The organism is Terriglobales bacterium (genome assembly GCA_035457425.1).
GTDB lineage: Bacteria > Acidobacteriota > Terriglobia > Terriglobales > Acidobacteriaceae > JACPNR01.
The window spans coordinates 1-21,927 of sequence record DATIBR010000089.1 but is presented as its reverse complement, the minus strand read 5'-3'; the positions used below and the strand labels follow the sequence as shown (position 1 = coordinate 21,927).

General features: G+C 67.0%; 24 protein-coding genes. 6 read left to right on the top strand and 18 right to left on the bottom strand.

From position 1 onward, the window contains the following. The first annotated feature begins 166 nt into the window (after positions 1–166). From VLA96_06670 to VLA96_06660, 3 genes are all read left to right on the top strand, one after another. Positions 167–1,270, top strand: coding sequence for a type IV pilus twitching motility protein PilT (locus VLA96_06670; protein HSE48876.1), 1,104 nt, complete (start codon positions 167–169; stop codon positions 1,268–1,270). Between the two features lie 261 nt (positions 1,271–1,531). Further along, positions 1,532–2,089, top strand: coding sequence for a regulatory protein RecX (locus tag VLA96_06665; protein ID HSE48875.1), 558 nt, complete (start codon positions 1,532–1,534; stop codon positions 2,087–2,089). A gap of 53 nt (positions 2,090–2,142) precedes the next feature. Beyond that, positions 2,143–2,919 carry a hypothetical protein gene (locus tag VLA96_06660; GenBank protein ID HSE48874.1) on the top strand — a complete coding sequence of 259 codons (777 nt, stop codon included), beginning with the start codon at positions 2,143–2,145 and terminating at the stop codon, positions 2,917–2,919. On the opposite strand, the gene VLA96_06655 is transcribed toward VLA96_06660, so the two are convergent. The 5 genes from VLA96_06655 to VLA96_06635 all read right to left on the bottom strand — a co-directional run bounded on the left by VLA96_06655 (position 2,920) and on the right by VLA96_06635 (position 6,313). After that, positions 2,920–3,657 (bottom strand): SDR family oxidoreductase, encoded by a 738-nt coding sequence (locus VLA96_06655; GenBank protein HSE48873.1) that lies wholly within the window; start codon positions 3,655–3,657, stop codon positions 2,920–2,922. A 1-nt stretch (position 3,658) separates the two neighbouring features. Further along, positions 3,659–3,820, bottom strand: coding sequence for a hypothetical protein (locus VLA96_06650; GenBank protein HSE48872.1), 162 nt, complete (start codon positions 3,818–3,820; stop codon positions 3,659–3,661). 50 nt (positions 3,821–3,870) lie between these two features. Further along, a complete protein-coding gene (locus tag VLA96_06645) occupies positions 3,871–4,443 on the bottom strand; it encodes a PadR family transcriptional regulator (protein HSE48871.1) in 573 nt (190 codons plus the stop codon). Between the two features lie 102 nt (positions 4,444–4,545). Then, the gene (gene trxB, locus VLA96_06640) at positions 4,546–5,481 is read right to left on the bottom strand and encodes a thioredoxin-disulfide reductase (protein ID HSE48870.1); all 936 of its coding nucleotides are present in this window, start codon (positions 5,479–5,481) and stop codon (positions 4,546–4,548) included. A 109-nt stretch (positions 5,482–5,590) separates the two neighbouring features. Further along, the gene (locus VLA96_06635) at positions 5,591–6,313 is read right to left on the bottom strand and encodes a hypothetical protein (protein ID HSE48869.1); all 723 of its coding nucleotides are present in this window, start codon (positions 6,311–6,313) and stop codon (positions 5,591–5,593) included. Positions 6,314–6,349: 36 nt separating this feature from the next. Here VLA96_06635 and VLA96_06630 point away from each other — a divergent pair, with 36 nt between their 5' ends. Further along, positions 6,350–6,550 (top strand): hypothetical protein, encoded by a 201-nt coding sequence (locus VLA96_06630; protein ID HSE48868.1) that lies wholly within the window; start codon positions 6,350–6,352, stop codon positions 6,548–6,550. An 83-nt stretch (positions 6,551–6,633) separates the two neighbouring features. On the opposite strand, the gene VLA96_06625 is transcribed toward VLA96_06630, so the two are convergent. The 11 genes from VLA96_06625 to VLA96_06575 form a co-directional block, all read right to left on the bottom strand. Beyond that, positions 6,634–6,972 (bottom strand): gas vesicle protein GvpG, encoded by a 339-nt coding sequence (locus tag VLA96_06625; protein ID HSE48867.1) that lies wholly within the window; start codon positions 6,970–6,972, stop codon positions 6,634–6,636. A 68-nt stretch (positions 6,973–7,040) separates the two neighbouring features. Further along, a complete protein-coding gene (locus tag VLA96_06620) occupies positions 7,041–7,913 on the bottom strand; it encodes a GvpL/GvpF family gas vesicle protein (GenBank protein ID HSE48866.1) in 873 nt (290 codons plus the stop codon). Between the two features lie 49 nt (positions 7,914–7,962). Further along, complete coding sequence (locus VLA96_06615; protein ID HSE48865.1) at positions 7,963–8,361, bottom strand: response regulator; 399 nt, start codon at positions 8,359–8,361, stop codon at positions 7,963–7,965. Positions 8,362–8,363: 2 nt separating this feature from the next. After that, positions 8,364–10,484 (bottom strand): ATP-binding protein, encoded by a 2,121-nt coding sequence (locus VLA96_06610; protein HSE48864.1) that lies wholly within the window; start codon positions 10,482–10,484, stop codon positions 8,364–8,366. 48 nt (positions 10,485–10,532) lie between these two features. Beyond that, on the bottom strand, positions 10,533–10,838 hold the full coding sequence (gene gvpA / locus VLA96_06605) for a gas vesicle structural protein GvpA (GenBank protein HSE48863.1): 306 nt from the start codon (positions 10,836–10,838) through the stop codon (positions 10,533–10,535). Between the two features lie 24 nt (positions 10,839–10,862). Further along, a complete protein-coding gene (locus VLA96_06600; GenBank protein HSE48862.1) occupies positions 10,863–11,174 on the bottom strand; it encodes a gas vesicle protein in 312 nt (103 codons plus the stop codon). Between the two features lie 239 nt (positions 11,175–11,413). Next, a complete protein-coding gene (locus VLA96_06595; protein ID HSE48861.1) occupies positions 11,414–11,806 on the bottom strand; it encodes a gas vesicle protein K in 393 nt (130 codons plus the stop codon). Further along, a complete protein-coding gene (locus VLA96_06590) occupies positions 11,803–12,429 on the bottom strand; it encodes a GvpL/GvpF family gas vesicle protein (GenBank protein HSE48860.1) in 627 nt (208 codons plus the stop codon). The genes VLA96_06595 and VLA96_06590 overlap by 4 nt, the downstream gene beginning before the upstream one ends. Positions 12,430–12,438: 9 nt before the next feature. Then, complete coding sequence (gvpJ, locus tag VLA96_06585) at positions 12,439–12,675, bottom strand: gas vesicle protein GvpJ (protein ID HSE48859.1); 237 nt, start codon at positions 12,673–12,675, stop codon at positions 12,439–12,441. After that, entirely contained in the window at positions 12,665–13,459 is a 795-nt protein-coding gene (locus tag VLA96_06580; GenBank protein ID HSE48858.1) for a GvpL/GvpF family gas vesicle protein, read from the bottom strand. Before VLA96_06580 ends, gvpJ begins: the two co-directional genes overlap by 11 nt. Next, positions 13,456–15,384 carry a TRC40/GET3/ArsA family transport-energizing ATPase gene (locus VLA96_06575; GenBank protein HSE48857.1) on the bottom strand — a complete coding sequence of 643 codons (1,929 nt, stop codon included), beginning with the start codon at positions 15,382–15,384 and terminating at the stop codon, positions 13,456–13,458. Before VLA96_06575 ends, VLA96_06580 begins: the two co-directional genes overlap by 4 nt. Positions 15,385–15,485: 101 nt before the next feature. Between VLA96_06575 and VLA96_06570 the strand changes: the two genes are divergently transcribed. Then, positions 15,486–17,654 carry a SpoIIE family protein phosphatase gene (locus tag VLA96_06570; GenBank protein HSE48856.1) on the top strand — a complete coding sequence of 723 codons (2,169 nt, stop codon included), beginning with the start codon at positions 15,486–15,488 and terminating at the stop codon, positions 17,652–17,654. A gap of 42 nt (positions 17,655–17,696) precedes the next feature. Here VLA96_06570 and VLA96_06565 read toward each other — a convergent pair whose 3' ends face one another. After that, complete coding sequence (locus VLA96_06565) at positions 17,697–18,599, bottom strand: SRPBCC family protein (protein HSE48855.1); 903 nt, start codon at positions 18,597–18,599, stop codon at positions 17,697–17,699. Beyond that, complete coding sequence (locus VLA96_06560) at positions 18,571–18,930, bottom strand: metalloregulator ArsR/SmtB family transcription factor (protein ID HSE48854.1); 360 nt, start codon at positions 18,928–18,930, stop codon at positions 18,571–18,573. The genes VLA96_06565 and VLA96_06560 overlap by 29 nt, the downstream gene beginning before the upstream one ends. Before the next feature lie 411 nt (positions 18,931–19,341). On the opposite strand from VLA96_06560, the gene VLA96_06555 reads away from it, so the two are divergent. After that, positions 19,342–21,807, top strand: a complete 2,466-nt coding sequence (locus tag VLA96_06555; GenBank protein ID HSE48853.1) for a 3-hydroxyacyl-CoA dehydrogenase NAD-binding domain-containing protein — start codon at positions 19,342–19,344, stop codon at positions 21,805–21,807. Positions 21,808–21,927 lie beyond the last annotated feature (120 nt).

Below are 21,927 nucleotides of genomic sequence, written 5' to 3'. Positions count from 1 at the left end.
GCAGTTCGGGTTGGCATCCGGAAAATCCTTTGCCCTGAGCGAGTTCCGCCGCCGAAAAAGCGCCCTTTCAGGTTCCTCTCTGATTGCGTATTGCCCGGTAAAGTGATACTTTCACCGCACTCGAAGCAGCTTCCCGACGGACTCGACCATGCACATTGATGACCTTTTGAAGATCGCGATGGAGCGGAAGGCTTCCGACTTGCACCTCAAGGTCGGCAACTTCCCCCACATCCGGCTGGACGGCGAGCTCGTCCCGCTCACGGACCAGCCCCGCATCTCCGCCGAAGACATGCTCAACATGGCCTTCAGCATGATGAGCAACCGGCAGAAGCAGAAGTTCAAGGAGACCGCCGAGCTCGACATGGCCTACGGCGTCGCCGGCCTGGGCCGCTTCCGTGTCAACGTCTTCCAGCAGCGCGGCAACGTCGGACTCGTCCTCCGCGTCATCCCCACCAAGATCAAGCCGCTCGAAGAGCTGTACATGCCGAAGATCATCGAGAAGATCTGCGAGGAAGCGCGCGGCATGGTGCTGGTCACCGGCGTGACCGGCTCCGGCAAATCCACCACGCTGGCCGCCATGCTCGACCGCATCAACTCGAGCCGGCCCGAGCACATCATCACCATCGAGGACCCGATCGAGTTCCTCCACCGCGACAAGAAAGGCTTCGTCAACCAGCGCGAGGTCGAGGTCGACACGCCCTCGTTCGGCTCCGCGCTCCGCGCCTCGCTCCGCCAGGATCCCGACATCATCCTGGTCGGCGAAATGCGCGACCTCGAGACCATCTCGACCGCGCTCCACGCCGCCGAGACCGGCCACCTGGTCTTTTCCACCCTGCACACCCTCGACGCGGTCGAGACCATCAACCGCATCATCTCCGTCTTCCCGCCGCCCGAGCAGAAGCAGGTCCGCATGCAGATGGCCGCCGTGCTGCGCGCCGTCATCTCGCAGCGCCTCGTCAAGCGTGCCGACGGCCAGGGCCGCGTGCCTGCCATCGAAGTGCTCATCTCCACCGCCTACATCCGCGAGTGCATCATCACGCCCGAGAAGACGCGCTCCATCAAGGAAGCGCTCGCCGCCGGCGTCTCGCAGTACGGCATGCAGACCTTCGACCAGTCGCTCTACGACCTCTACACCCAGAACCTCATCGACTACGACACCGCGCTCGAGAACGCCTCGAACCCCGACGACTTCAAGCTGCGCGTCCAGGGCATCGGCTCCACCGCCGACTCCGCCCGCGAGCAGATGGAGTCCGCCGGCTTCGGGAAATAGACACAGGAGGACGCAGGGGACGCAGAGGTTTGGTTTTCTTGACCTCGCGTCCCCTTCCTCTTTCACCCAGGCACCGGCGTGGCTCCTGCGAGTCTTCCCTCTCGGTATCCCTCTTTCGTTCACCCAGCCCTCTCGGTATCCTCTCTTCCGTGAGGCATCGATCTGCCTCCTGCTCTGAATAAAGACAAAAAAGAATTCCTCCGCGTCCTCGGCGTCCTCCTGTTTTCATTTGACCTTCTCCGGCGGCAGTAGAATGCCGCCATGGCCTTCCGCCGCCGCTCTTCGAAGACCTATGACGAACCCGCGCTCTACGAGTACGCCATCGGCGCGCTCGGCCGGAAGATGCGCACCGTCGCCGAGCTCAAGCGCCTGATGCGCCAGCGCGTCGCGAAGCAGGAGGACGGCAACGACCTCATCGAGCGCGTCGTCCTGCGCCTCAAGGACCAGAAGTACCTCAACGACTCGCAGTACGCCGCCGCCTACTCCAGCTACCGCAAGGACAACGAGAAGTTCGGCCGCAGGCGCGTCGTCACCGAGCTCAAGGCCAAGGGCGTCCACGGCGACGTCATCGAGAGATCCGTCGCCGCCGCCTACGAAGGCACCAACGAGGAGAAGCTGGCGCGCGACTTCCTCCGCCGCAAGCGCCTCAAGAAGCCCGCCGACCAGAAACAGGCCGCGCGCATCTTCCGCGCGCTCGCTCGCGCCGGCTTCGCCACCCGCACCGCCGTCACCATCCTCCGCCACTGGGAGGTCGACGACGAACTCCTCAGCACGCTCGAGTCCGAGACGGCCGAAGCTGCACCGGAGCCTGAATCCTGACTTCGCTCCGCGACCGTGGCGCGATACACTACCCCGCTTCCCTGGAGATTTGATTGAGCGACGAAAGCCTGAGCCTGGCGGTTTCGATCGGCCTGTTCGCAGGCCTGATGCTGCTGCTCGACCTGGGATACCGCGTCGGCGACCGCCAGCGCCGCCAGCATCCCGAGACCAGCCACGAAGGCGTCGGCGTCATCGAGGCCGCGGTCTTCGCGCTCCTCGGCCTGCTGCTGGCCTTCTCGCTCTCCGACGCCATGACCCGCCTCGACCAGCGCCGCCAGCTCATCGTCACCGAGGCCAACTCGATCAGCACGGCCTATCAGCGCATCGACCTGCTGCCCCCGGCCGACCAGCCCGCCATGCGCTCGCTCTTCCGCGTCTACCTCGACGCGCGCCTCGCCGCCTACCAGAAGTTCCCCGACGACCGCGCCGCCGAGGCCGGCATGGACCAGGCCGAAAAGATCGAGGACCAGATCTGGGAGAAAGCGGTCGCGGGCGCCCGCGCCAGCTCCGACCGCGAGGCCGAACTGCTGCTGCTGCCCGCCATCTCCGACATGGACAGCGTGACGACCGAACGCAAGTTCGCCCTCCACACCCACATCCCGCCCTTCGTCTTCGCGCTGCTCATCAGTGTGGCGCTGCTCAGCGCGCTGCTCGCCGGTTACGCCATGGCCAAGCGCGGCACCCGCAGCTGGCTGCACCTCGTCATCTATCCGGTCGTCGTCGCGGTGACCATCTTCGCGCTGCTCGAGCTCGAGTATCCGCGCTCCGGACACCACGTGCTCGAGCCCGTGGACAAGGCGATGTACGATCTGCGCGATTCCATCAAGTGATCAGTAGCAGAGCCCGGGCGCGCGCCGCAGGTACTCGCCGCTCTCGAGCTGCTGGAGCATGAAGTCGGCGACGTCGGCGCGCGCGATCCACCCGCCCCAGACGTAGTTCCCGACGCTTCCGTGGCGGTAGCGGCCGCGCCGCTTCCCGTTCGTCAGCATGCCCGGACGAATGAGCGTCCAGTCGGCCGTGCTCGCCGCGACGATGCGCTCTTGCCGCGCCTTGTCCCAGAGGTAGAACGGCAGGATGACCGGCGCGAGGAAGAAAGTGAACTGCAGGCCGCCGCGTCCGGCCGCGTCGCCGAGGCCCAGCGTGGTCTCGCAGAGGAAGCGCTGCACGCCGTGTTTCGCCATCGCGGCCAGCAGGTTCGCGGTGCCCAGCGACTGGATGCGCGTCGGCCGCCAGAACTGCTTGTGCCCGAGCGCGGAAAGCACTGCGTCCTGCCCGCGCACCGCGGCCTCGAGCGACGCCGGGTCGAGCACGTCGCCGCGCAGAACGGTCAGCCGCGGATGCTCGACCGCGAGCGCCGCGGGATTCCGCGCCAGCGCGGTGACTTCGTAGCCGCGCTCGAGCGCCTGCGCCACCAGCTCGCGTCCCGTCCCGCCGGTCGCGCCGACAATGAGCACGCGGCGCACGCTCGCCGGCGTTGCCGCTCCGGCCGAGGCGCCCACGCGCGCGCCGCGGACTGCCAGCGCCAGCGTCAGCGCGATCGCATACGTGAAGAAAATGAGCCAGAGCATGTCAGGCCCTCGCGGCGTCCTTTCGCGGGTTGAACCGCTTGCTGCCGGTGGCGGCCATCCCCGCCATCAGCCAGAAATAATACTTGCCGAAGCGGCGATGCGTCGCGCCGCCCTTGGCGGATGCGAGCGCGACCGGAGCGCAGAAGCATGCGTGAAGCCGCACGCGATGTGGCTCCAGAGCGCTCCGCGGATCACCTGTTCCATGACTCTCCCTCAGTCGCCCGTCTTGGTCGGCGCGACGGCTTGCAGTTCGTTGAGGATCTCGAGCGCTTCGCCGGCCCAGCGCAGGTGCGCCTCGGCCTCGAGCTGGCCGTAGCGCAGCGTGATCAGCCAGTACGGCAAGTCGGGGACCTGCGCGTACTGCGCCATCAGCTCGCGGTCAAGCGCGGCGAAGCGATCGCGCGCCTGCATCTCGGCGTCGCGGAACATCTCCACCTGCCGGATGGCTTCGGCGGCCGAGACCTGCCGCGCGAAGAACAACTTGAACAGCAGTTCGTTACGCGGCACGCGCGGCTCCGCGGGCCGGCGCAACCACTCCGCCAGCACCGCGCGACCTTGTTCGGTGATGGAATACACGTGGCGCGTGCGGCTCAGGCCGCGCTCGCCGCGCTTCGTGACCAGGCCCTCGCGCGCGAGCCGCTTCAGCGTCGGATAGATCTGGCCGTAGCTCTCGGTCCAGAAGTACGCGATGCTCTCGGCGATGGTGGCGCGGATGTCGTAGCCCGACATCGGCCGCAGCGTCAGCATGCCGAGGACTGCGTAATGACTAGAGGGACGATACGCCATCACTCTAATAGATATATCTCTGCTAGATATTTGTCAAATATAAATCGGATCTCGCGTTAACTCGTTGGTGCGGAGAAGCTTATCGCCTCTTGCCTTGGCCTCTTACTTGCCGTGCTCTTCGAGGAATTTCTCGACTTCGAGGGCGGCCATGCAGCCGGTTCCGGCGGCGGTGATGGCCTGGCGGTAGCGGCGGTCCATGACGTCGCCCGAGGCGAAGACGCCGGGGACCTTGGTGAAGACGTAGTCGGTGGTCTTGAGGTAGCCATCCTGATCCATGTCGAGCTGGCCGGCGAACATCTTGGCGTTGGGGATGTGGCCGATGCCGAGGAACATGGCGCTGGTGGGAAAGTCCCAGACCTTCCCTGTCTTGACGTTGCGGAGCTTGAGGCCCGTGACTTCCTTCTGGCTGACGTCGTAGACATCATCGACGACGGTATCGGTGAGGAACTGGATCTTCTCGTGGGCGCGGGCGCGCTCCAGCATGATCTTGGAGGCGCGGAACTCGCTGCGGCGGTGGATGAGGGTGACCTTGGTGGCAAAGCGGGTGAGGAAGAGGGCTTCCTCCATGGCGGAGTCGCCGCCGCCGATGACGGTGATCTCCTTGCCGCTGAAGAAGAAGCCGGCGCAGGTGGCGCAGGAGGAGACGCCGTGTCCGATGAGGGCCTGCTCGCTGGGCAGGCCGAGCCAGCGCGCCGAGGCGCCGCTGGAGATGATGAGCGTATGCGTCCGGATCTGCTTCTGCCCGACGGTGAGCAGGAAGGGCCGCTGGCTGAGGTCAGCCTTGGCGAGGTGACCGGTCTCGACCTCGGCGCCGAAGCGCCTGGCCTGCTTGCGCATGTTCTCGATCAGCTCCGGGCCCTGGATGCCTTCCGGGAAGCCCGGGAAGTTCTCGACCAGGGTGGTGAGCGAGAGCTGGCCGCCGGGCTCGTGGCCTTCGAGGACGAGGGGCTTCAGGTTGGCGCGGGCGGCGTAGATGGCGGCGGTCAGGCCGGAACATCCCGACCCGAGGATGACGGTATTGCGGACGGAGTTCTCCATAAGGGCGCTGTCTGCTAGTGGCCTTGGGTTTGTGGGCTAAGGCGTTCGCGTCCTTAATGGATGCGAGCGCGGATGGAACGATGCAGTGTAAACGGAGAGGCGGCTGCCGTCACGGTTTCTGTGACTTGGCGGCGGCGGGCTTGGGGGCCGCGGACTTCGCCTTCGCCGGCGCGATGCGGGTGAACTCGGCGGGGACGGTGCGGCGCGCGCCGAGCGAATCGCGATAGGCAGCCATCACGCGGGCGGCGCTGCGGAACAGCGGCTCGTACTGCTTCTGGTCGACGGCCGGGCAGCGCGAGAGCCCGACCGAAGACTTGGCGTAGCGCTCGAGGCGCAGGCGCGAAGGCGGGGTGTCGGCGGCCAGCATGGTGGCGGGATCGGTGGCAGAGGCGCTGTCGGTGAGCGTGACCTGCATGAGCTCTTTGGGATCGCGGACGCGGAAGACCAGGACCTCGAACAGGCCGCTCTCGTCGCGCGTCATGGTGTACTGCACGTTGGCGAAGTAGCCGGAAGCGAACTCGCGGCGCAAGCGGACCCAGGTGGCGGGCGGGACGTTGCCGCCGGTGAGGCGGGCGGCGATCTCGCCGCCGGTGGCGCTGGAGCGGCCGCGGGCGACCTCGAAATCACTGGAAAAAAGAGGCGCGAGCGGGATCCTGCCGAGGGCGCTGGTCAGCTCCTTGGTCTCGCCCTCGTCGGGCGTGCAGACGTTCAGGAAGGTCACCTGCATCTGCGGTTCTTTCTGGCCGGACGCTGCCGGCGGCTGCGCGGGCTGATCCTGGGAGAAGGCGGCGAAGGCGAAAAGCGCGAAAGCGGCTATGCGAAGGGTGCGCACGCGGCGATTCTACCGTAGGCAGACTAGAATCGCGGCATGGCGAATCTGGTGCTGGTCTACGGGATGCGGCTGCTGCCAGCGGACGAAGTAGAGCAGGTGGGCGATGCGCCCATCCGGTTGAAGAACGGCCGGGAAGCGCGCTGCACCATGCACGTGCTCGAGGGCGGCAAGGACGACATCGTGAAGCAGCTCAAGATGAGCGTGGAAGCGTTCTTCGAGCTGCACTATCCGGAGTAAGGCGGTACTCGGCGCCCAGTAGCCAGAAGAGGGCGATGGGCCGCGGGATGCGCGGCCCCTGGGTACTGGGTACTGGGTACTGGCTACTTCTTTTCTGATGGGCCGTAGTCGAGGTGGACGTCGACACCGGAGCCTTCGGCGACCTTGCCGGTGAGCGGGCCGCGCTCGCCTTCGGGCGGGGCGCCGGCCATCTCCATGCGGCGGTTCTGGACCTCACGCAGGGCGCGCAGGATCTCGGCCTGCTGCTCGCTGTATTCCTCTTCAGTGATGTCGCCGTTATCGAACTCGACCTGCAGTTCGAGCAGCGCCTCCTTGAGCGGGGCGTCGTCGAGGTACTGCTCTTCCGCGGTCTTCTGGATGGTGCGGAAGACGAACTTGATGCCGTCGATGGGCATCATCAGCAGGTCGTCGATCAGGAACATAGTTTCCCGTTTCCCGTTTCCCGTTCCCGCGTTGCCAGTCGCCACTCGGGAAACCGGGAACGCTTCTCTTACGTGGCGGTGCCGCGCTCCAGTTTCAGGCGGATGTTGACGAAGTTGTAGGGCGGCCAGGGGCCGGTGTACTTGAAGTTCAGGCGGTCGCCGAAGCGCTGCGCGATCTTGTTGACGGCCTCATCGAAATCGGATTCCTTGTCGCGATGGATGAGGAAGGCGGCGTTCATGATCATCTTGTCGCCGATGGGCTTGTTGTCGCGGGAAGCGACGCACACCGGCCGCAGCGCCTCGTAGATCTCGCGCACGTACTCGGCGGCCCGCTCGACCAGGGCCTTGTCGATCATGCGGCCCAGCTGCATGCGGGCGAAGTAGGTGGATTGCAGGTGCTTGCGCGTGATCTCCTGGTGGAAGCGGTGGATGTCTTCGTGGCCGCGCTTGAGCTCCTCGATGATCTGGTCGCGGTCCCAGGTGACCTTCAAGCCGAACTCGAGTTTGTTGGCCATCTGCTTGAGGACGTCCTTGAGCGAAGCGTAGATGGACTTGAGTACCTCGCGGATGTCGTCGTCGGTGCGGAAGACGGTGCCGAACGACATCGGGATGATGGTCTGGGCCTTCATGACGGTCTCGATGACGTGCTCGTGGGCGAGCGCGTTCTCGCGCGTGGGGTCGAAGATGAAGACCGGCGTCTTGCTGACGATGGCGGCGATGTCGCCGTGGTGGACGGTGTAGACCATCTCGCCGGTGCCGCCCATACCGATCTTGCCGAAGTTCATGGAGTCCTTGGCCTGGATGACGCCGTAGACGTAGCGGCCCTCACCGGCCTCGGGAGCGGCGACGGGGACGAGCTGCGGGCGCTCGGCGCGCGTGAGCTGCGAGGGCTCGAGCGCGTGGACCTCGCGCTCGGCGTCGACCGTCCTGCGGACCTTCACGGCTACCGCCGGCTTCTCTTTCGGTTCCGGCGCGGCTTTCTTGTTGGGACTACGCTTTCTGGTGGCGGGACTCATTCCTCGACCTCACCTTCTGCGAGATGGTAGAGAGAAACTCATTGATGTCGATGGGCTTGAACAGCACCGCGACGCCGGCTTGCTCGGCCTTGTCCATGACTTCCTTGCTGGCATAACCGGTGACCAGGATGGCGGGCACGGTGGCATCGCGGCTGCGGCCATGCTCGATGACCTCGAAGCCGGTGTGCTTCTGCTCGAGCGAGAGGTCGCAGATGAGCAGGTCCATCGGATCCTGTTCGAGTGCGGCGATGGCGTCTTTGCACGAGATGGAAGCCGTGACCTTGTATCCCTGCTGCTCGAGGATCATGCGGTAGGTGAGCAGGACGGAGGGCTCGTCGTCGACCACCAGCACGTGGCTGTTCTGCGCGTTCATGGCTAGCGCACCACCGGCAGGGAGATCTGGAAGAGCGTTCCCTTGCCGACCTTGCTGCGGACCTTGATCTTGCCGCCGTGGTTCTCGATGATGCCTTTGACGATCCACAGGCCGAGGCCGGTGCCCTTCTCGCCCTTGGTGCTGACGAAGGCCTCGAAGATGTTGGGCAGGATGTCGTGCGCGATGCCGGCGCCGGTGTCGGCGATGGAGATGCGGACCCAGCTGTGGATGCCGTCGGGCTCGGGCACGTGGCGGGTGCGGATGATGAGGCGGCCGCCTTCCGCCATGCTGTCCTTGGCGTTGACGACCAGGTTGGAGAGCACCTGGCGGAACTGGTCGGCGGAGCCGACCGCGGGCGGCAGCTTGTCGAGGTCGGTAAGCGCGACGATGCCGTTGCGCTGGAGCTGGCGCGTGAACAGCAGCAGCGTGTCTTCGATGACGCTGTTGATGTCGATGGAGCCGGCCTGCTCGCTGGTGCGATAGAGCCCGAGCATCTGGCGGACGATGCGGGCCACGCGCTCGGTCTCGCCCTTGAGGATGTCGTAGACGGGCTTCTTCTCCTCCTTCACGCCGTCGGCGAGCAGGTAGATGGCGTTCTTGATGGCCTCCATCGGGTTGTTGACTTCGTGCGCGATGGTGCCGGCGAGGCGGCCGGTGGCGGCGAACTTCTCCACTTCCAGCATGCGGCGCTCGACCTTGAGCTGCTCGACCTTGCGCAGCGGCGTGAGGTCGCGCAGCACGGTGACGGTGTAGGCCACCTGGCCGCGGACGTCGTAGATCTTGCCGGAGCGGGCGTCGTATTCGAGCTCGGCGCGCGCGCCCGGCGACCACAGCTTGAGCGGGGCGTTTTCGCGGTCGGAGAACGAGAAGGTGAAGCCCATGATGTAGGCGTCGAGCTTGGCGAGGTTCTTGACGACCTGGGGATCGACGCGGCCTTCCTTGCTGCGCGCGAACAACTCCTGCGCCAGCGGGTCGAGCAAGACGACCTTGCCGGCGGAGTCGGCGACGATGATGGGGTCGCCGACGTTCTCGATGATGAGGTTGAGGCGGTCGCGGTCCTGGCGCACGACTTCTTCGGCCGCCAGCAGGCGCTCGAAGTTGGTGCGCAGTTCTTCGTCGGCGCGGCGGAGGTCGGTGACGTTGCGCATCACGGTGACCAGGCCGGTGCGCATGCCCTCGCGCGTGAAGGTGGGCGCGGTGACGGCCTCGAACAGCACTTCCTCGCCCTCGATGGGATCGACGAGGGTGAGGTCGCGGGAGGCGTCTTCGCCGCCCATCGCCATCGACGAGAGCGCGGCGGAGAACAGTAGGTTGTTGAGCTCGACGGCGCGCACCAGGCCTTCGGTGGTCTCTTCCGGCAGCTTGAAGAACTGCTCGGCGGCGCGATTCTGGGTGATGACGCGATGATGCGTGTCGGTCAGAATGACGGGGTCCGACATGCTCTGCATCATGGTCTGCATCTGCGCGATGGTGGTGTCCATGTCGCGCATGCGGTTGTAGTAGTGCTCGACCTTGAAGAGGCGGGCGAGGTAGCGGTTGGCGAGCTCGATGAGGGCGCGCAGCTCGCTCAGCTCGCGCTCGGAGGTGGCGCCGTTGAGCTCCACCGCGACCAGGCCGGCGTAGGAGCGCATGTCACAGACCTCGCAGGTCTGGCGGTCGAGCTGCAGGGGCTGCGGGCTGGAGAAGTTGACGAGCGCCAGGCAGTCGGCGCGGCGCTCGCGCTCCGCCTCCCAGCACATGTTGCGGTTGCGATAGATGAAGGGGTGGCAGTAGAGATTGTGGTTCTTGTTGCCGGGCTGGGGCAGCACGGCAGGCTGCATGCCCTGCAGCACGCCGACGAGCGGGTTCTCGGAGGCGTAGAGGGAGGTGCGGAACTGCGCGAGGAACTGCTTGCCGGCGTTGACGGATTCGGCGGGAACGAGCTCGCCGGTCTCGGGATCGACAGTCGCGATGGCAGCGCGGCGGAAGCCGAGCGCCATGATCTCTTCCAGGAGGACGGGGAAGATATCTTCGGAGCGCTCGACGTCGAGCAGGCGGAGCGCGGAGCGACGGCGCAGCGCCGCCATGCGGCGCTGCGCGGGAAGTTGGGCAACGGTATTCACACGCATCTCAGGCGTGGCCATGCGGACACCCTAGTCACATCAATCGCCGTCGTTCCTTGCGGTACAGGGCTAGCGACGTGCAGCCGCCCGGCGGGGAGCAGGTCGCGGACGCCGCACCGGCTCTTCCTCGACCACTTCGACGACTTCTTCGCCCTCGCCCAGGCGCGGACGCGAGACCAGACCGCTGAGACCGACCGCATCGGCGTACTTGAGATACGTATCGATCGAAGCGACCACCACGCGGGCTTCGACCGTGATCAGGTCGATGCCGACCAGCGAAATGCGTACCCACGCATCGATCACGATACCTTTGTCGAGTACCCGATCGAGTACGTCGATCAGACTTGAGCCGCCGGATACGCGTTCAACAGCCATCGGAGGGTCCTCCTGAAACTCTTTTTACCTTGCGGGCCTCGCCGCCTTCTTGCGGCGCGCGGGTTCCAAAACGCCTTCCGCCGGACCGCGAGCGGGCAACCGGCGCCGCCGCGGCGCTCCGACCGTAAGGTTGGGATCGTGCTTCCACCAGTTCAAGCCGATCTGCTCGGCCTTGTCGACCGAACAGACCAGCAAGCGGATGCGAATGGTGAGCAGCTCGACGTTCGCCAGCGACACACGAATGTCGCCCGCGACCACCAAGCCCTTGTCCAGGACGCGATCCAGAATGTCGACCAGATTCGTGTTGCCTGAAACGGTGGGTAGTCGTTGCTCCATGCGCCTTCCGTGATGAGGAATAACGGCTGTTGGACCCTTTTGGAACGTCTCTCAGGCCGCAACGAGTCCGCTATTCTAACAGCACTCAACTTTTGGGGGAGTCCGACGCCGGTCGACTGCGAAACCGAGCGCCAATTCTCTTGGATGCAGGAAGTTGGCAGCGCCTGAGAAAAAATTTCATGCCGTCCGAAAGGACAATGACCCGCGCTTCGGAGCAGCAGCAACTCTCGTATTTTCTATCACTTATCTTGAGCCGATGGGTCGGGCGGCTCGTTCAGGTTGCCGATGCCGATGCCCAGATTGAGGTCGGCGGGCTGGATGCCGAACTGGTCGCACAGCTCCCCGATCTTCTGCTCCAGCTTCATGAGGGCCTGTCCCATCTCCTCGACCTGCTGGTCGGAAAGCGAGCCGCCTTCCATGCGGCGGATGGCCTGGCGCTCGAGCACGCGGCGCAGGAGCTCGATGAGTCCGAGGACCAGCTTGGCGAGGCCCTGGTCGAGCGTCTCCGCGTTGCACTCGATGCGCTCGGCGGTGCCGGGGACGGTGTTCTCGAGCTGCCGCTTGAGGTCGCGGACGGCGGCGGTGACTTCGTCGGGTGAGAGCTGGCGCGGCTTGTCGATGCGGTGGCTCATGCGGGAGTGGTGAGAGCGGGGTCGAGGAACTCGGCCGGCGGCCAGGGGCCGGTCACGCGAAGATCGTCGCGGCGGCCGGAAGCGTCAAGGTGCGAGACGAAGTCGCGCTCGCGCCCGCGGGGCACGAGCGCGAAACAGCGGATGCCGTCGCGGGTCTCGCGCTGCCGCCACTCGGCGGCAAGATCGGCGAGCGCTTCGCGCGCCGCGGCCGCCCGCTCCGCGAGCGCGCGTTGCGCGTCGCGGCGCGACTCCAGGTAGGCGCGGCCCGAGCCGGCCGCGGCGGGCGCGGGCGCCGCAATGTGCAACTCCATCTGCACGACGCCGCGCAACCGCTCGAGCTCGCGCAGGATGGTCGCCGCATTCGCGGCGAGCCAGGCGCGCAGCTCCGGCTCGCCCGGCAGCAGGGTCGGCATGCGGAACGGGATCACGGTCGCTGCCTGGAAGAGCGCGGAGATGACGCGATGGAAAGCCAGGACGTCTTCCTTGGCGCCGCGGGTCGGCGCGGCATTGGAATGCCACGCGGTGATGCCTTGCTCGTCCAGCGAACGGAGCGGTTCTCCGCCAACGCCCTCGAACGGCGGCGCGGGCGTGCCCGACTTCGTCATGCCATAGAGCAGGAGCACGAGGTCATTCTAGCGGTTGCGGTCGGGCAGCGGGCGGGCGCCCGGCTCGACGACCCGCATCGCGGTCTCGACCGACGTGAGCACCACGTTCAGCCCGACGTACACCAGGTCCACGCCGGCGAGCGAGATGACCAGGCTGCCCTGGATGACGACGCCGGAGTTCAGGACGTGGTCGAGCAGGTCGAGCAGCGAGAGCTCGTCGGCGGGGTCGTTGGCGGAGATGAGCAGCTCGGGGTCAGCGGGCATGGCGACTCACGAAAGAATAGGGCGGCCAGGGCCCGCTGGTCTCGATGCGGCGCTCGTAGCCCCAGCGGCGGGCAAACCTGGCGAGCACCTCGTCCCACTTCTTGCGGTCGGCGCGGCGCACGAGGAACGACGCCTGCCACTCCAGGCCGCGCTGTCCGGATGAGACCTTGCCCGCCGGGACCGCGTCGGCGGCCACCTTGGAGAGCGCGTCGGCCAGCTCGCGGATCTCGGGCGCGACCTGTTGCGCGCCCGCGGGCTTGAGCATCGCGGCCTTCTGGCTCAGGTAGTCGCGGCCGCTCGCGGCCGCCATGGCGGTGTGCACCGGCTGATCGACGCGGAACACTTTCACGCCCCACTCGTCGGCATCGGCCAGCCGGCGGAGCGCGGACTCCATGTCCTTCTTGCGCTTCGCCACGTCGGCGGCCAGCGTCTTCTCGCTCAGGAAGACGGTGCCGAAGCGCGCGGGCAGCACGGTGCGGTCCTGGGAAAGCTCGGCGACGACGCGCTGATGGCGCACGCTGGCTTCGGCGAGCCAGTCGAGGTTCTCGATGTTGCGCTCGAGTTCGGCGCCGTACTCCCTGGCGTCGACGCGGCTGACCCAGCAGGTAAGCCCGGAACACGGGACGGATGCGACCGCGGCCTTGCCATCGACGCCGGCCGCTTGCGGCGCGGGGCCCGCGGCGCGCGTGACGCCGTAAAGATAGAGGACCTGGTTCGCGGGCGAGGTCCGCTTGCTGCTCGCCGCTGCCTTCTTCGCCGGCCGCTTTGTGGTCTTCTTCTTCATCGAGCGATGCGCCATAGTTCGCGGGTGAAGCGTTCGAGAGCCTTGCGTCCGGCGATCTCGTGGCCGAAGTCGCGCGCGACCAGCAGCTCGGCGTCGAGGCTGGGGAGCCGCGCCAGGGTCGCGAGCTGCCAGCGGCGCGCCGTCTGGCAGCGGCGGCAGCCGCCGGCGCCTTCGGGAAATAGGACGCGGTTCACGAAGAGCGCCGCAGGCTGGATACCCATATGCTCGAGCGACGCCAGCAGGCGTCGCGTCTCGCGGTCGGGCATGGGCTCGGCCAGCATGACGACAAAGAGCTCCGCGCGCTTCGCGTCGCGCAACATCTGCGCGAGCTCGCGCACACGCTGCGCGATGGTCGCCACCTCGACCGCGATCTCGCGAGCGAGTGGGAGTGTACGGTGCGGCGCGAGGCTTTTCAACAGCAGGCGCGACCAGAGCAGCATGCGGTCGGGCATGCGCAGCAGGTCGAGCGCGTGCCCGGTGGGCGCCATGTCGATGACCACGCGGCCGCGCCTGGCGTCGAGCAGGTCGAGGATGCGAAAGGTGGCGAACAGCTCGTCGACGCCGGGCGGGACGATGTCGAGCAGCGCGGCAAAGACGGCGCGGTCGAGCGACATGTCCACGTGGACGCCCTGGACGTTGGTGGAGAGCGCCTGGTCGAGCTGGCGCTTCATGCGCTCGGCCCAGCGGCGGAACTCGTCGACCGAGGCGAACTCCATCGCGCGGAACCTGGCGTCGCCCAGGACGGAGGCGCCGCGGTCGTCGATCGGCTTCTGGAAGACGTCGTCGAGCGAGGGCGCGGGATCGGTGGAGCAGATGGTCAATGCCACCTTGGGCTGCGCGGCGCGCGCGTGGAAGGCCAGCGCGGCGGAGATGGTCGTCTTGCCCACGCCGCCCTTGCCGAGCGTGAGCGTGAGCGGCGCGCGCAGCTCCGGCCATTTGACGGGGCGGAAACTGAGCTTCGCCGAGGCGGCAGGCGAAGCCGGCCGAAGCCGCAGCGGCTTGCGCGCGAACACGTGCGCGCCGAAGGCGGCGAGCGCCGCGGCGCCCAGGATGGGATGCCCCGGGTCGGGAGCGGCCTGCACCGGCAAGCGCCGGAAGTTGCGCCGCAGGAAGACGCGGGCGCGTTTGGCCGACTGCGCGCGCGGCCCGCACTCCGCGCACTTCGCGGAGCGCTCAACGACCTTGTTCAGAACGACGCGCGTCAGAGCGATCGCGGCTTCGGACTCGCGCATCTGCCGCGCGACCCGCACCGACTCGTTGAGCGAAAAAGTCTCCGGCGTGGTGACCAGCACGACGTCCGTGCCGTCCTCGGCCAGCGCCGTGCGGACGTCCTTCACCATCTGGCGCCACTCCGCGATGAAGGGCTGCGAGACCGGGCGCGCGCGCCCGCCGAAGTGCGCCGCCAGCACCTGGTCGCGCCCGGCGGCCACGTCAAGGAAGTCGAGGAACCTGGCAAAGTGCTCCGGCATCTCGAACAGGCGCAGCGTGTGGCCGATGGGCGCGGTGTCCACGACGATGCGGTCGTACGCGCCCGAGGCGAGCAGGTCGTGGATGGCGAGCAGCGCGGCCATCTCGGCCATGCCGGGCAGCGTGGTGTCGAGCAGCGGCTCGATCTCCTCGCGCGAGAAGATGGTGCCGTTCTCGACCAGGGTGAGGATGGCGTCGCGATTGACGGCGAGGAACTTGCGGAACTGCTTCTCGGCGTCGACCTGCCAGAGCGAGAGGTTGCCGCGCGCCAGCCGGACGCGCTTCGGCGCATCGCCCAGCCGGACCTGAAAGACGTCGGCCACGGAGTGCGCCGGGTCGGTGGAGAGCAGCAGCACGCGCTCGCGGGGGCGCGTCGCGGCGGCGTGCGCGGCATAGGCGGCGCTGAGCGTCGTCTTGCCGACGCCGCCCTTGCCGACGAAGAACGAGAGCGCGGCCACGGCGGCATTCTAACCGCCGCCGTGAACCAGGAGGCGCCGAGCCACGTATTCACTGGTGGGAACGGTTCGGGGGAACGCTCCGCCTATAATCGAAGCCAGCGATGGCAGCACACTCCAACCGGTCCTGGCAGCGCACGCTGCGCGCGCGCGGCGTCTCGCGGCGCTACATCCCGCAGACGCGCCTGGCGCTGCTGGCGGCCTTCAGCGCCGCTCTCACCGTGGCGTTCGCGGTCGTCTACTACGCCTTCCGCGCGTTCGGCGCCGGCGCCGGCCCGCAGGCGTTCGCGGAGTGGTGGTACAACGCGACCCGGTTCGTGACCATCGTGCTGCTGCTCGGGCTGCTCCTCCGGTGGATCCGCCTGCGGCTGATGTGGAGCGTGCGGCGGCGGCTGTTCGTCACCTACTTCTTCATCGGCGTGATCCCCATCGTGCTGCTGCTGCTGATGGCGCTCATCGTGGGCTACCTGTTCGCGGGGCAGTTCGCCACCTTCGTGGCGGTGTCGGAGATCCGCAAGGAGCTCGACACCATGGCCGCCGCCAACCAGCTCGTGAGCGAGCAGATGGCCGCCGGGGCCGGCGCGCCCGACAAGCGCGCGCGCGACCTGGTCGGCAAAGGCGAGGCCGCCGGCGTCGCGATGTCGGTGTGGCTCGACGGCAAGCTGCTGGCCGCGCAACCAGGGGCGCCCGCCCAGCTTCCCGCCTGGGTGAAGGATCCCGAGAAGACCATCGCGGCCGAAGGCGACAAGCTCTTCCTCCTGGCGATCACGACGCGCGCCACTCCCGCCGGCCGCCTTGCCATCCTCTCGCGCAAGGACCTGAAGGACGAAGCCGCCGCGCATCTCGCGAGGTCCCTCGGGACGTTCAACGCATGGACGCCCGACTTCACCACCGACGACCAGAACTGGGACGTCGACCAGAAGAAGAGCGGCGCGGAGAGCAAAGGGCCGAAGCTCTCGCTCAGCGCGAACCGGCCGAAGGCGCAGATCACCGACCGCAAGGGAAACCAGCGCGGCCCCACGGTCACGGCCGGCACGCTGCCGCCCGCGACGCGCACGCTCGACAACGAGATCCTCTACGGCACGCCGTACGAGATGGTGGAGTGGCAGAGCGGCAAGCGCTCGAACGGACTGTTCGGCGGGCGCACGCGCTACTCCGTGCTCTACCCGCAGCTGTTCGCCAACATGAGCACCTCGGCGACCATCGTGCTCACCGCGCTGAGCGCCGCGGCCATCGCCTTCGGGATCATCGAGCTGATCGCGTTCGGCATCGGGGCCGGCCTCACGCGCACCATGACGCGCAGCATCGCCAACCTCTACGAAGCGACCCAGCACATCAAGCGCGCGGATTTCGCGCACCGCATCGAGGTGCGCGGCAACGACCAGCTCGCCGAGCTGCAAGGCTCGTTCAACGCGATGACCGAGGACATCCAGCGGCTGATCCTCGAGCAGAAGGAAAAAGAGCGGCTGCAGAACGAGCTGGCCATCGCGCAGGAGGTGCAGGACCAGCTCTTCCCGCACGACCCCAAGGGCCTGCCGACGCTCGAGGTGCAGGGCGTGTGCAAGCCGGCGCGCACCGTGAGCGGCGATTACTACGACTTCATCCCGTTCGGCGCCGGGAAGCTCGGCATCGCGGTGGGCGACATCTCCGGCAAGGGCATCTCGGCCGCGCTGATGATGGCGACCGTGCACTCCGCCGTCCGCGCCTACGAGAAGCTGGGCTCGGCGGCGCTGCCGTCGCTCACCCTCGCCGCGACCGTGCCGGTGCCCTCGGGCGAGAGCGCGGCGCTGCTGGCGCGCGCCACGCAATCGCCGGCCTCGGCGCTCGGCCTGCTCAACAAGCACCTCTACGAGACGACGCCGCTCGAGAAGTACGCCACGCTGTTCCTCGGCATCTACGAGGAGGCGGAGCGCAAGCTGGTCTATTCGAACGCCGCGCACCTGCCGCCTTACGTCGTCGGCGCGGACGGCACGGTGCGAAAACTCGACGGCGCGTCGGGCCTGATGGTCGGACTGTTCGACCACCCGAAGTGGGAAGACGCGCACATCGAGCTGCGGCCCGGCGACCTGTTCGTCGCGTTCTCCGACGGAGTGATCGAGCCGGAGAACGAGTTCGGCGAGTTCGGCACCGAACGCCTGCTGGAACTCGTGAAGACCCACCAGCGCGAGCCGCTGGCGCGCATCTCGGAAGAGGTCATCCAGGCGGTGCAGGACTGGATCGGCTCGGCCGAGCAGCCCGACGACATCACGCTGGTGCTCGCGCGCGCAAGATAAGAGCCCGGCCGAGGGCGGCCGGGCTGCAACGGCGTTGCTTTCCTACTTCCGCTTCGCCACGAACTCGCCCAGCGCCTGGGCGAAGTGCGTCCAGCCACCCCGGAAGTTCTTGACCGCGTAATCCGGGTGCTTCTCGCCGTCGAACGATGCCAGCCCCGTGTGCCTGAGCACCAGCCGGGTCTTCTTTCCCTCGGGGAAGAGTTCGAAGCTGACGACCGAATCGCCCGCCACATCGGGATAACGCCAGCGGTAGGCAAGCTTCCTGTTGGGGACCACCTCGGTCACCTTCCAGTCGTGGATGTACACCTTGCCCTCGTGCTCCACGTCCACGCGCGTCTCGAACCCCACCTCCGGCCGGAAGGCGGTGAGCTCCTGGAAGTACCACTGCTTCATCTGCTCCAGGTCGGTGAGCGCACGCCACACTTGCTCGACCGGCGCGTCGTAGGTGCGCTCGACCGTGACGACATCGGCCAGGTAGCCGGCGAGGCGGCCGAGGGTCTGCTTGCCGCCCTCGCGCGCGTCGTACTTCTCGATCACCAGGTCGCGATCCTCCTGCGTCGGGAAGACCATGCGGATGGTGAGCAGCGTCTTGTTGCCTTCCTGTTGCTCGAACGTCCAGGTGGCCTCGAAGCTGTGGCCCTTGCCGCCCTGCTTGCCGCCGCCGTGCGAGTACACGATGCGCTCCGGCGGAACCACTTCGCGGAAGACGCTCTTGTTGGGATAGTCGGCGCCACCGGGGCCGTGCATCGTCTGGCGCCACACGCCGCCCGGCTGCACGTTCATCTCGTGGATGGTGGTGGTGAAGCCCTTCGGCCCCCACCAGTGCACGACCTGCTGGGGGTCGGTCCATGCCGCCCATACCATCTCGCGCGGCGCGTCGAGCAGGCGCGAGATCACCAGCTCGCGCGCCTGCGTGTCAGTGCTTCCTGCCTTGATCGCGGACATGCTTCCTCTCTTTTTTCTGTTCCTGCAGATACCGCTCCAGCCGGTCGAGGCTCTCCGTCCAGAACCGCCGGTAGTGCTCCACCCAGTCGGCAACCTCCTTCAGCCGGTCGCCCTCGAGCCGCGCGGGGCGCCATTGCGCCTCGCGCCCGCGCGCGATGAGCCCGGCGCGCTCCAGCACCTTCAGGTGCTTGGAGACGGCGGGCAGGCTCATCTCGAAGGGCTGGGCCAGCTGCTTGACCGAAGCCTCGCCGCGCGCGAGCCGCGCCAGGATGGCGCGCCGCGTGGGGTCGGCGAGGGCGGCGAAGGTGGCGCTGAGGTGGTCGGAGGTCATCGTGTTCAACCTTCTGGTTAATTAACCTGATGGTTTAATACACGACCGTGCGCGCCTATGTCAAGCACCACGCGGGATCCGGCAGCAGCCCTCCCCGGCGCGGGATCGAGCATCTTTGTTGTTGACTGAATGAAGGCTCATTCAGTAGCATCGGGACAATTGATAAGGGGCACGCGCCGTCAGTGCCATCCTCACCCCCACATTCACTCCGGCGCGTGCCTGTTCCTCAGCCGGCCCGATTCGTCTGACGGAGTTTTGAGCGTGGACCTTTGCCGCGACTCGCGCATGCACAACGGGGCTGAGCTCCCTCTCATCCAATTCCCCGCAGTCTGCTCGTCGGCTCCCTCACATTTCATTCCAGAAAGGCGCAGTTTTCTCGTCGCGCGTTTCCGCGGCTGAGCGCTCATCCCCATGCAAAAACGCATTGATAAGGTCGCTGTTTTGGGAGCCGGGACGATGGGCGCGCGCATCGCGGCACACCTGGCCAACGCCGGTGTTCCCTGCTTCCTGCTGGATATCGTGCCGCCCGGCGTGGCGGCAGACGCTCCCAAGGCCGAGCGCAACAAGATCGTGGCGGCGGGCCTGGAAGCCGCGCGCAGATCGAAGCCGGCGGCGTTCTTCTCGGCCGACGTCGCGCGCCTGGTCACCATCGGCAACTTCGACGACGACCTCGGGCTGGTCGCGCAGGCCGACTGGATCATCGAGGCGGTCGCCGAGAACCTCGACATCAAGCGCGCGCTGCTGAAGAAAGTGGATGCGGTGCGCAAGCCGGGAACCATCATCACCACCAACACCAGCGGCCTGCCGGTCTCGAAGATCGCCGAGGGCTTCCCCGAGGACTTCCGCCGCTCGTGGTTCGGCACCCACTTCTTCAACCCGCCGCGCTACATGCGGCTGCTGGAGATCATCACCACGCCCGACTCGGACAAGGATTCGGTCGCGGCGGTCGGGCGCTTCTGCGACCTGCGCCTGGGCAAGGGCATCGTACGCGCGAAGGACACGCCGAACTTCATCGCCAACCGCATCGGGACGTTCAGCGTCCTGAACGTGATGCGCGTGATGCAGCAGCTCGACCTCAGCATCGAAGACGTCGACGCGCTCACCGGCGCGGCCGTCGGCTGGCCCAAGTCGGCGACCTTCCGCACCATCGACATGGTCGGCCTCGATATCCTCGGCCACGTGGTGGCGAACATGACCGCGGCGCGCGCTTCAGCAGAAGGTCCGAGCGGCAAGGCCGGCATGCTCGACGAACGCAGCGACCTCGCCGTCCCCGCCTTCTACCAGCAGATGCTGGAGCGCAAGCTGCTCGGCGACAAGACCGGCGGCGGCTTCTACAAGAAGGTGAAAGGCGCGCCCGAAGGCCAGGACCGCCTCGCCATCGACTGGAAGACGGGCGAGTATGGCCCGCGCAAGAAGGCGAAATTCCCGCAACTCGAGATGGCGAAGAACGTCGAGACCATCCCCGAGCGCCTGAAGATGCTGCTCGCCGGCGACCCGGCGAAAGACAAGGTCGCGAACTTCTACTGGACCACGCTGTCGGAGCTGTGGACCTACGCCGCGAATCGTATTCCCGAGATCGCCGACTCGGTCGTCGAGATCGACCGCGCGATGCGCCTGGGCTTCAACTGGGAGATGGGCCCGTTCGAGCTGTGGGACGCGGTCGGCGTCGAGCCGACCGTCGCGCGCATGAAGAAGGAAGGCAAGCCGGTCGCGGCCAACGCCGAGAAGCTGCTCGCGAGCGGCTCGAAGGCCTGGTACGAGGCGCACCCGGATCTGCCGAGCGGGCGCAGCTACTTCGACCTCGGCAAGCAGGGCTACAAGCCGGTGGACGTGCCCGAGGGCCAGTGGTCGGTGACGGTGGCGAAGCGCGGCGGAACCAAGGTCGTGAAGAAGAACGCGGGCGCCTCGCTCGTGGACCTGGGCGACGGCGTCGGCTGCATCGAGTTCCATTCCAAGATGAACTCGCTGGGCGGCGACATCGTCCAGCTCATCCTGCAAACGCTCAAGCCCGGCTCTGAAGCCGGCGCGGACTTCGACGCCTTCGTCATCACCAACGACGCGCAGCATTTTTCCGTGGGCGCGAACATCATGCTGCTTCTCATGGCGGTGCAGGAGGAGGAGTGGGCCGAGATCGACCTGATGATCCGCCAGTTCCAGAACATGACGCAGGCCATCAAGTTCTCGTCCAGGCCGGTCGTCGTGGCGCCGTTCGGTATGGCGCTGGGCGGCGGCTGCGAGGTCTCGCTCCACGGCGCGGTGCGCCAGCCGCACGCCGAGCTTTACATGGGGCTGGTCGAGGTCGGCGTGGGTCTGCTGCCCGGCGGCGGCGGCTGCAAGGAGATGACGCTGCGCGCCGTCGACCAGGCCGCCGCGCTGCGCCCCGGCGGACGCGGTGAGTCGGTCGAGCTCATGGAAGCCATGAAAAAGGCCTTCGAGACGGTCGCAATGGCCAAGGTCTCAACCTCTGTCGAAGAGGCGCACAGTCTCGGCTTTCTCTCGGACATCGACGTGACCACCATGAACCGCGACCGCGTGCTGGTCGACGCCAAGAACTGCGCGGTCGAACTCGCGCGCGCCGGCTACCGCCCGCCCGTGCCGCGCACCGACATTCCCGCGCCCGGCGAGAGCATCCTCGCCACGCTCAAGCTCGGCGTGCATCTGATGCGGCAGGGCGAGTACATCTCGGACCACGACGTGAAGGTCGGCAACAAGGTCGCGGAGGTCCTGTGTGGCGGGGCCGTCACGCCCGGCACGCCGGTCAGCGAGCAGTACCTGCTCGACCTCGAGCGCGAAGCCTTCAAGTCGCTCTGCGGGGAGAAGAAGACGCAAGAGCGGATTCAGTTCACGCTGAAGACGGGAAAGCCGCTGAGGAACTAGATGCAACCGTTTGTACTCATCGCCGCCATTCTGACTGCTGCGCTTGCCCTAGTGCACTCGTTCCTAGGTGAGCGGTTGGTTATCGCTCCCTTGTTTGCCGGCACGCTTCCTAAGCTCGGC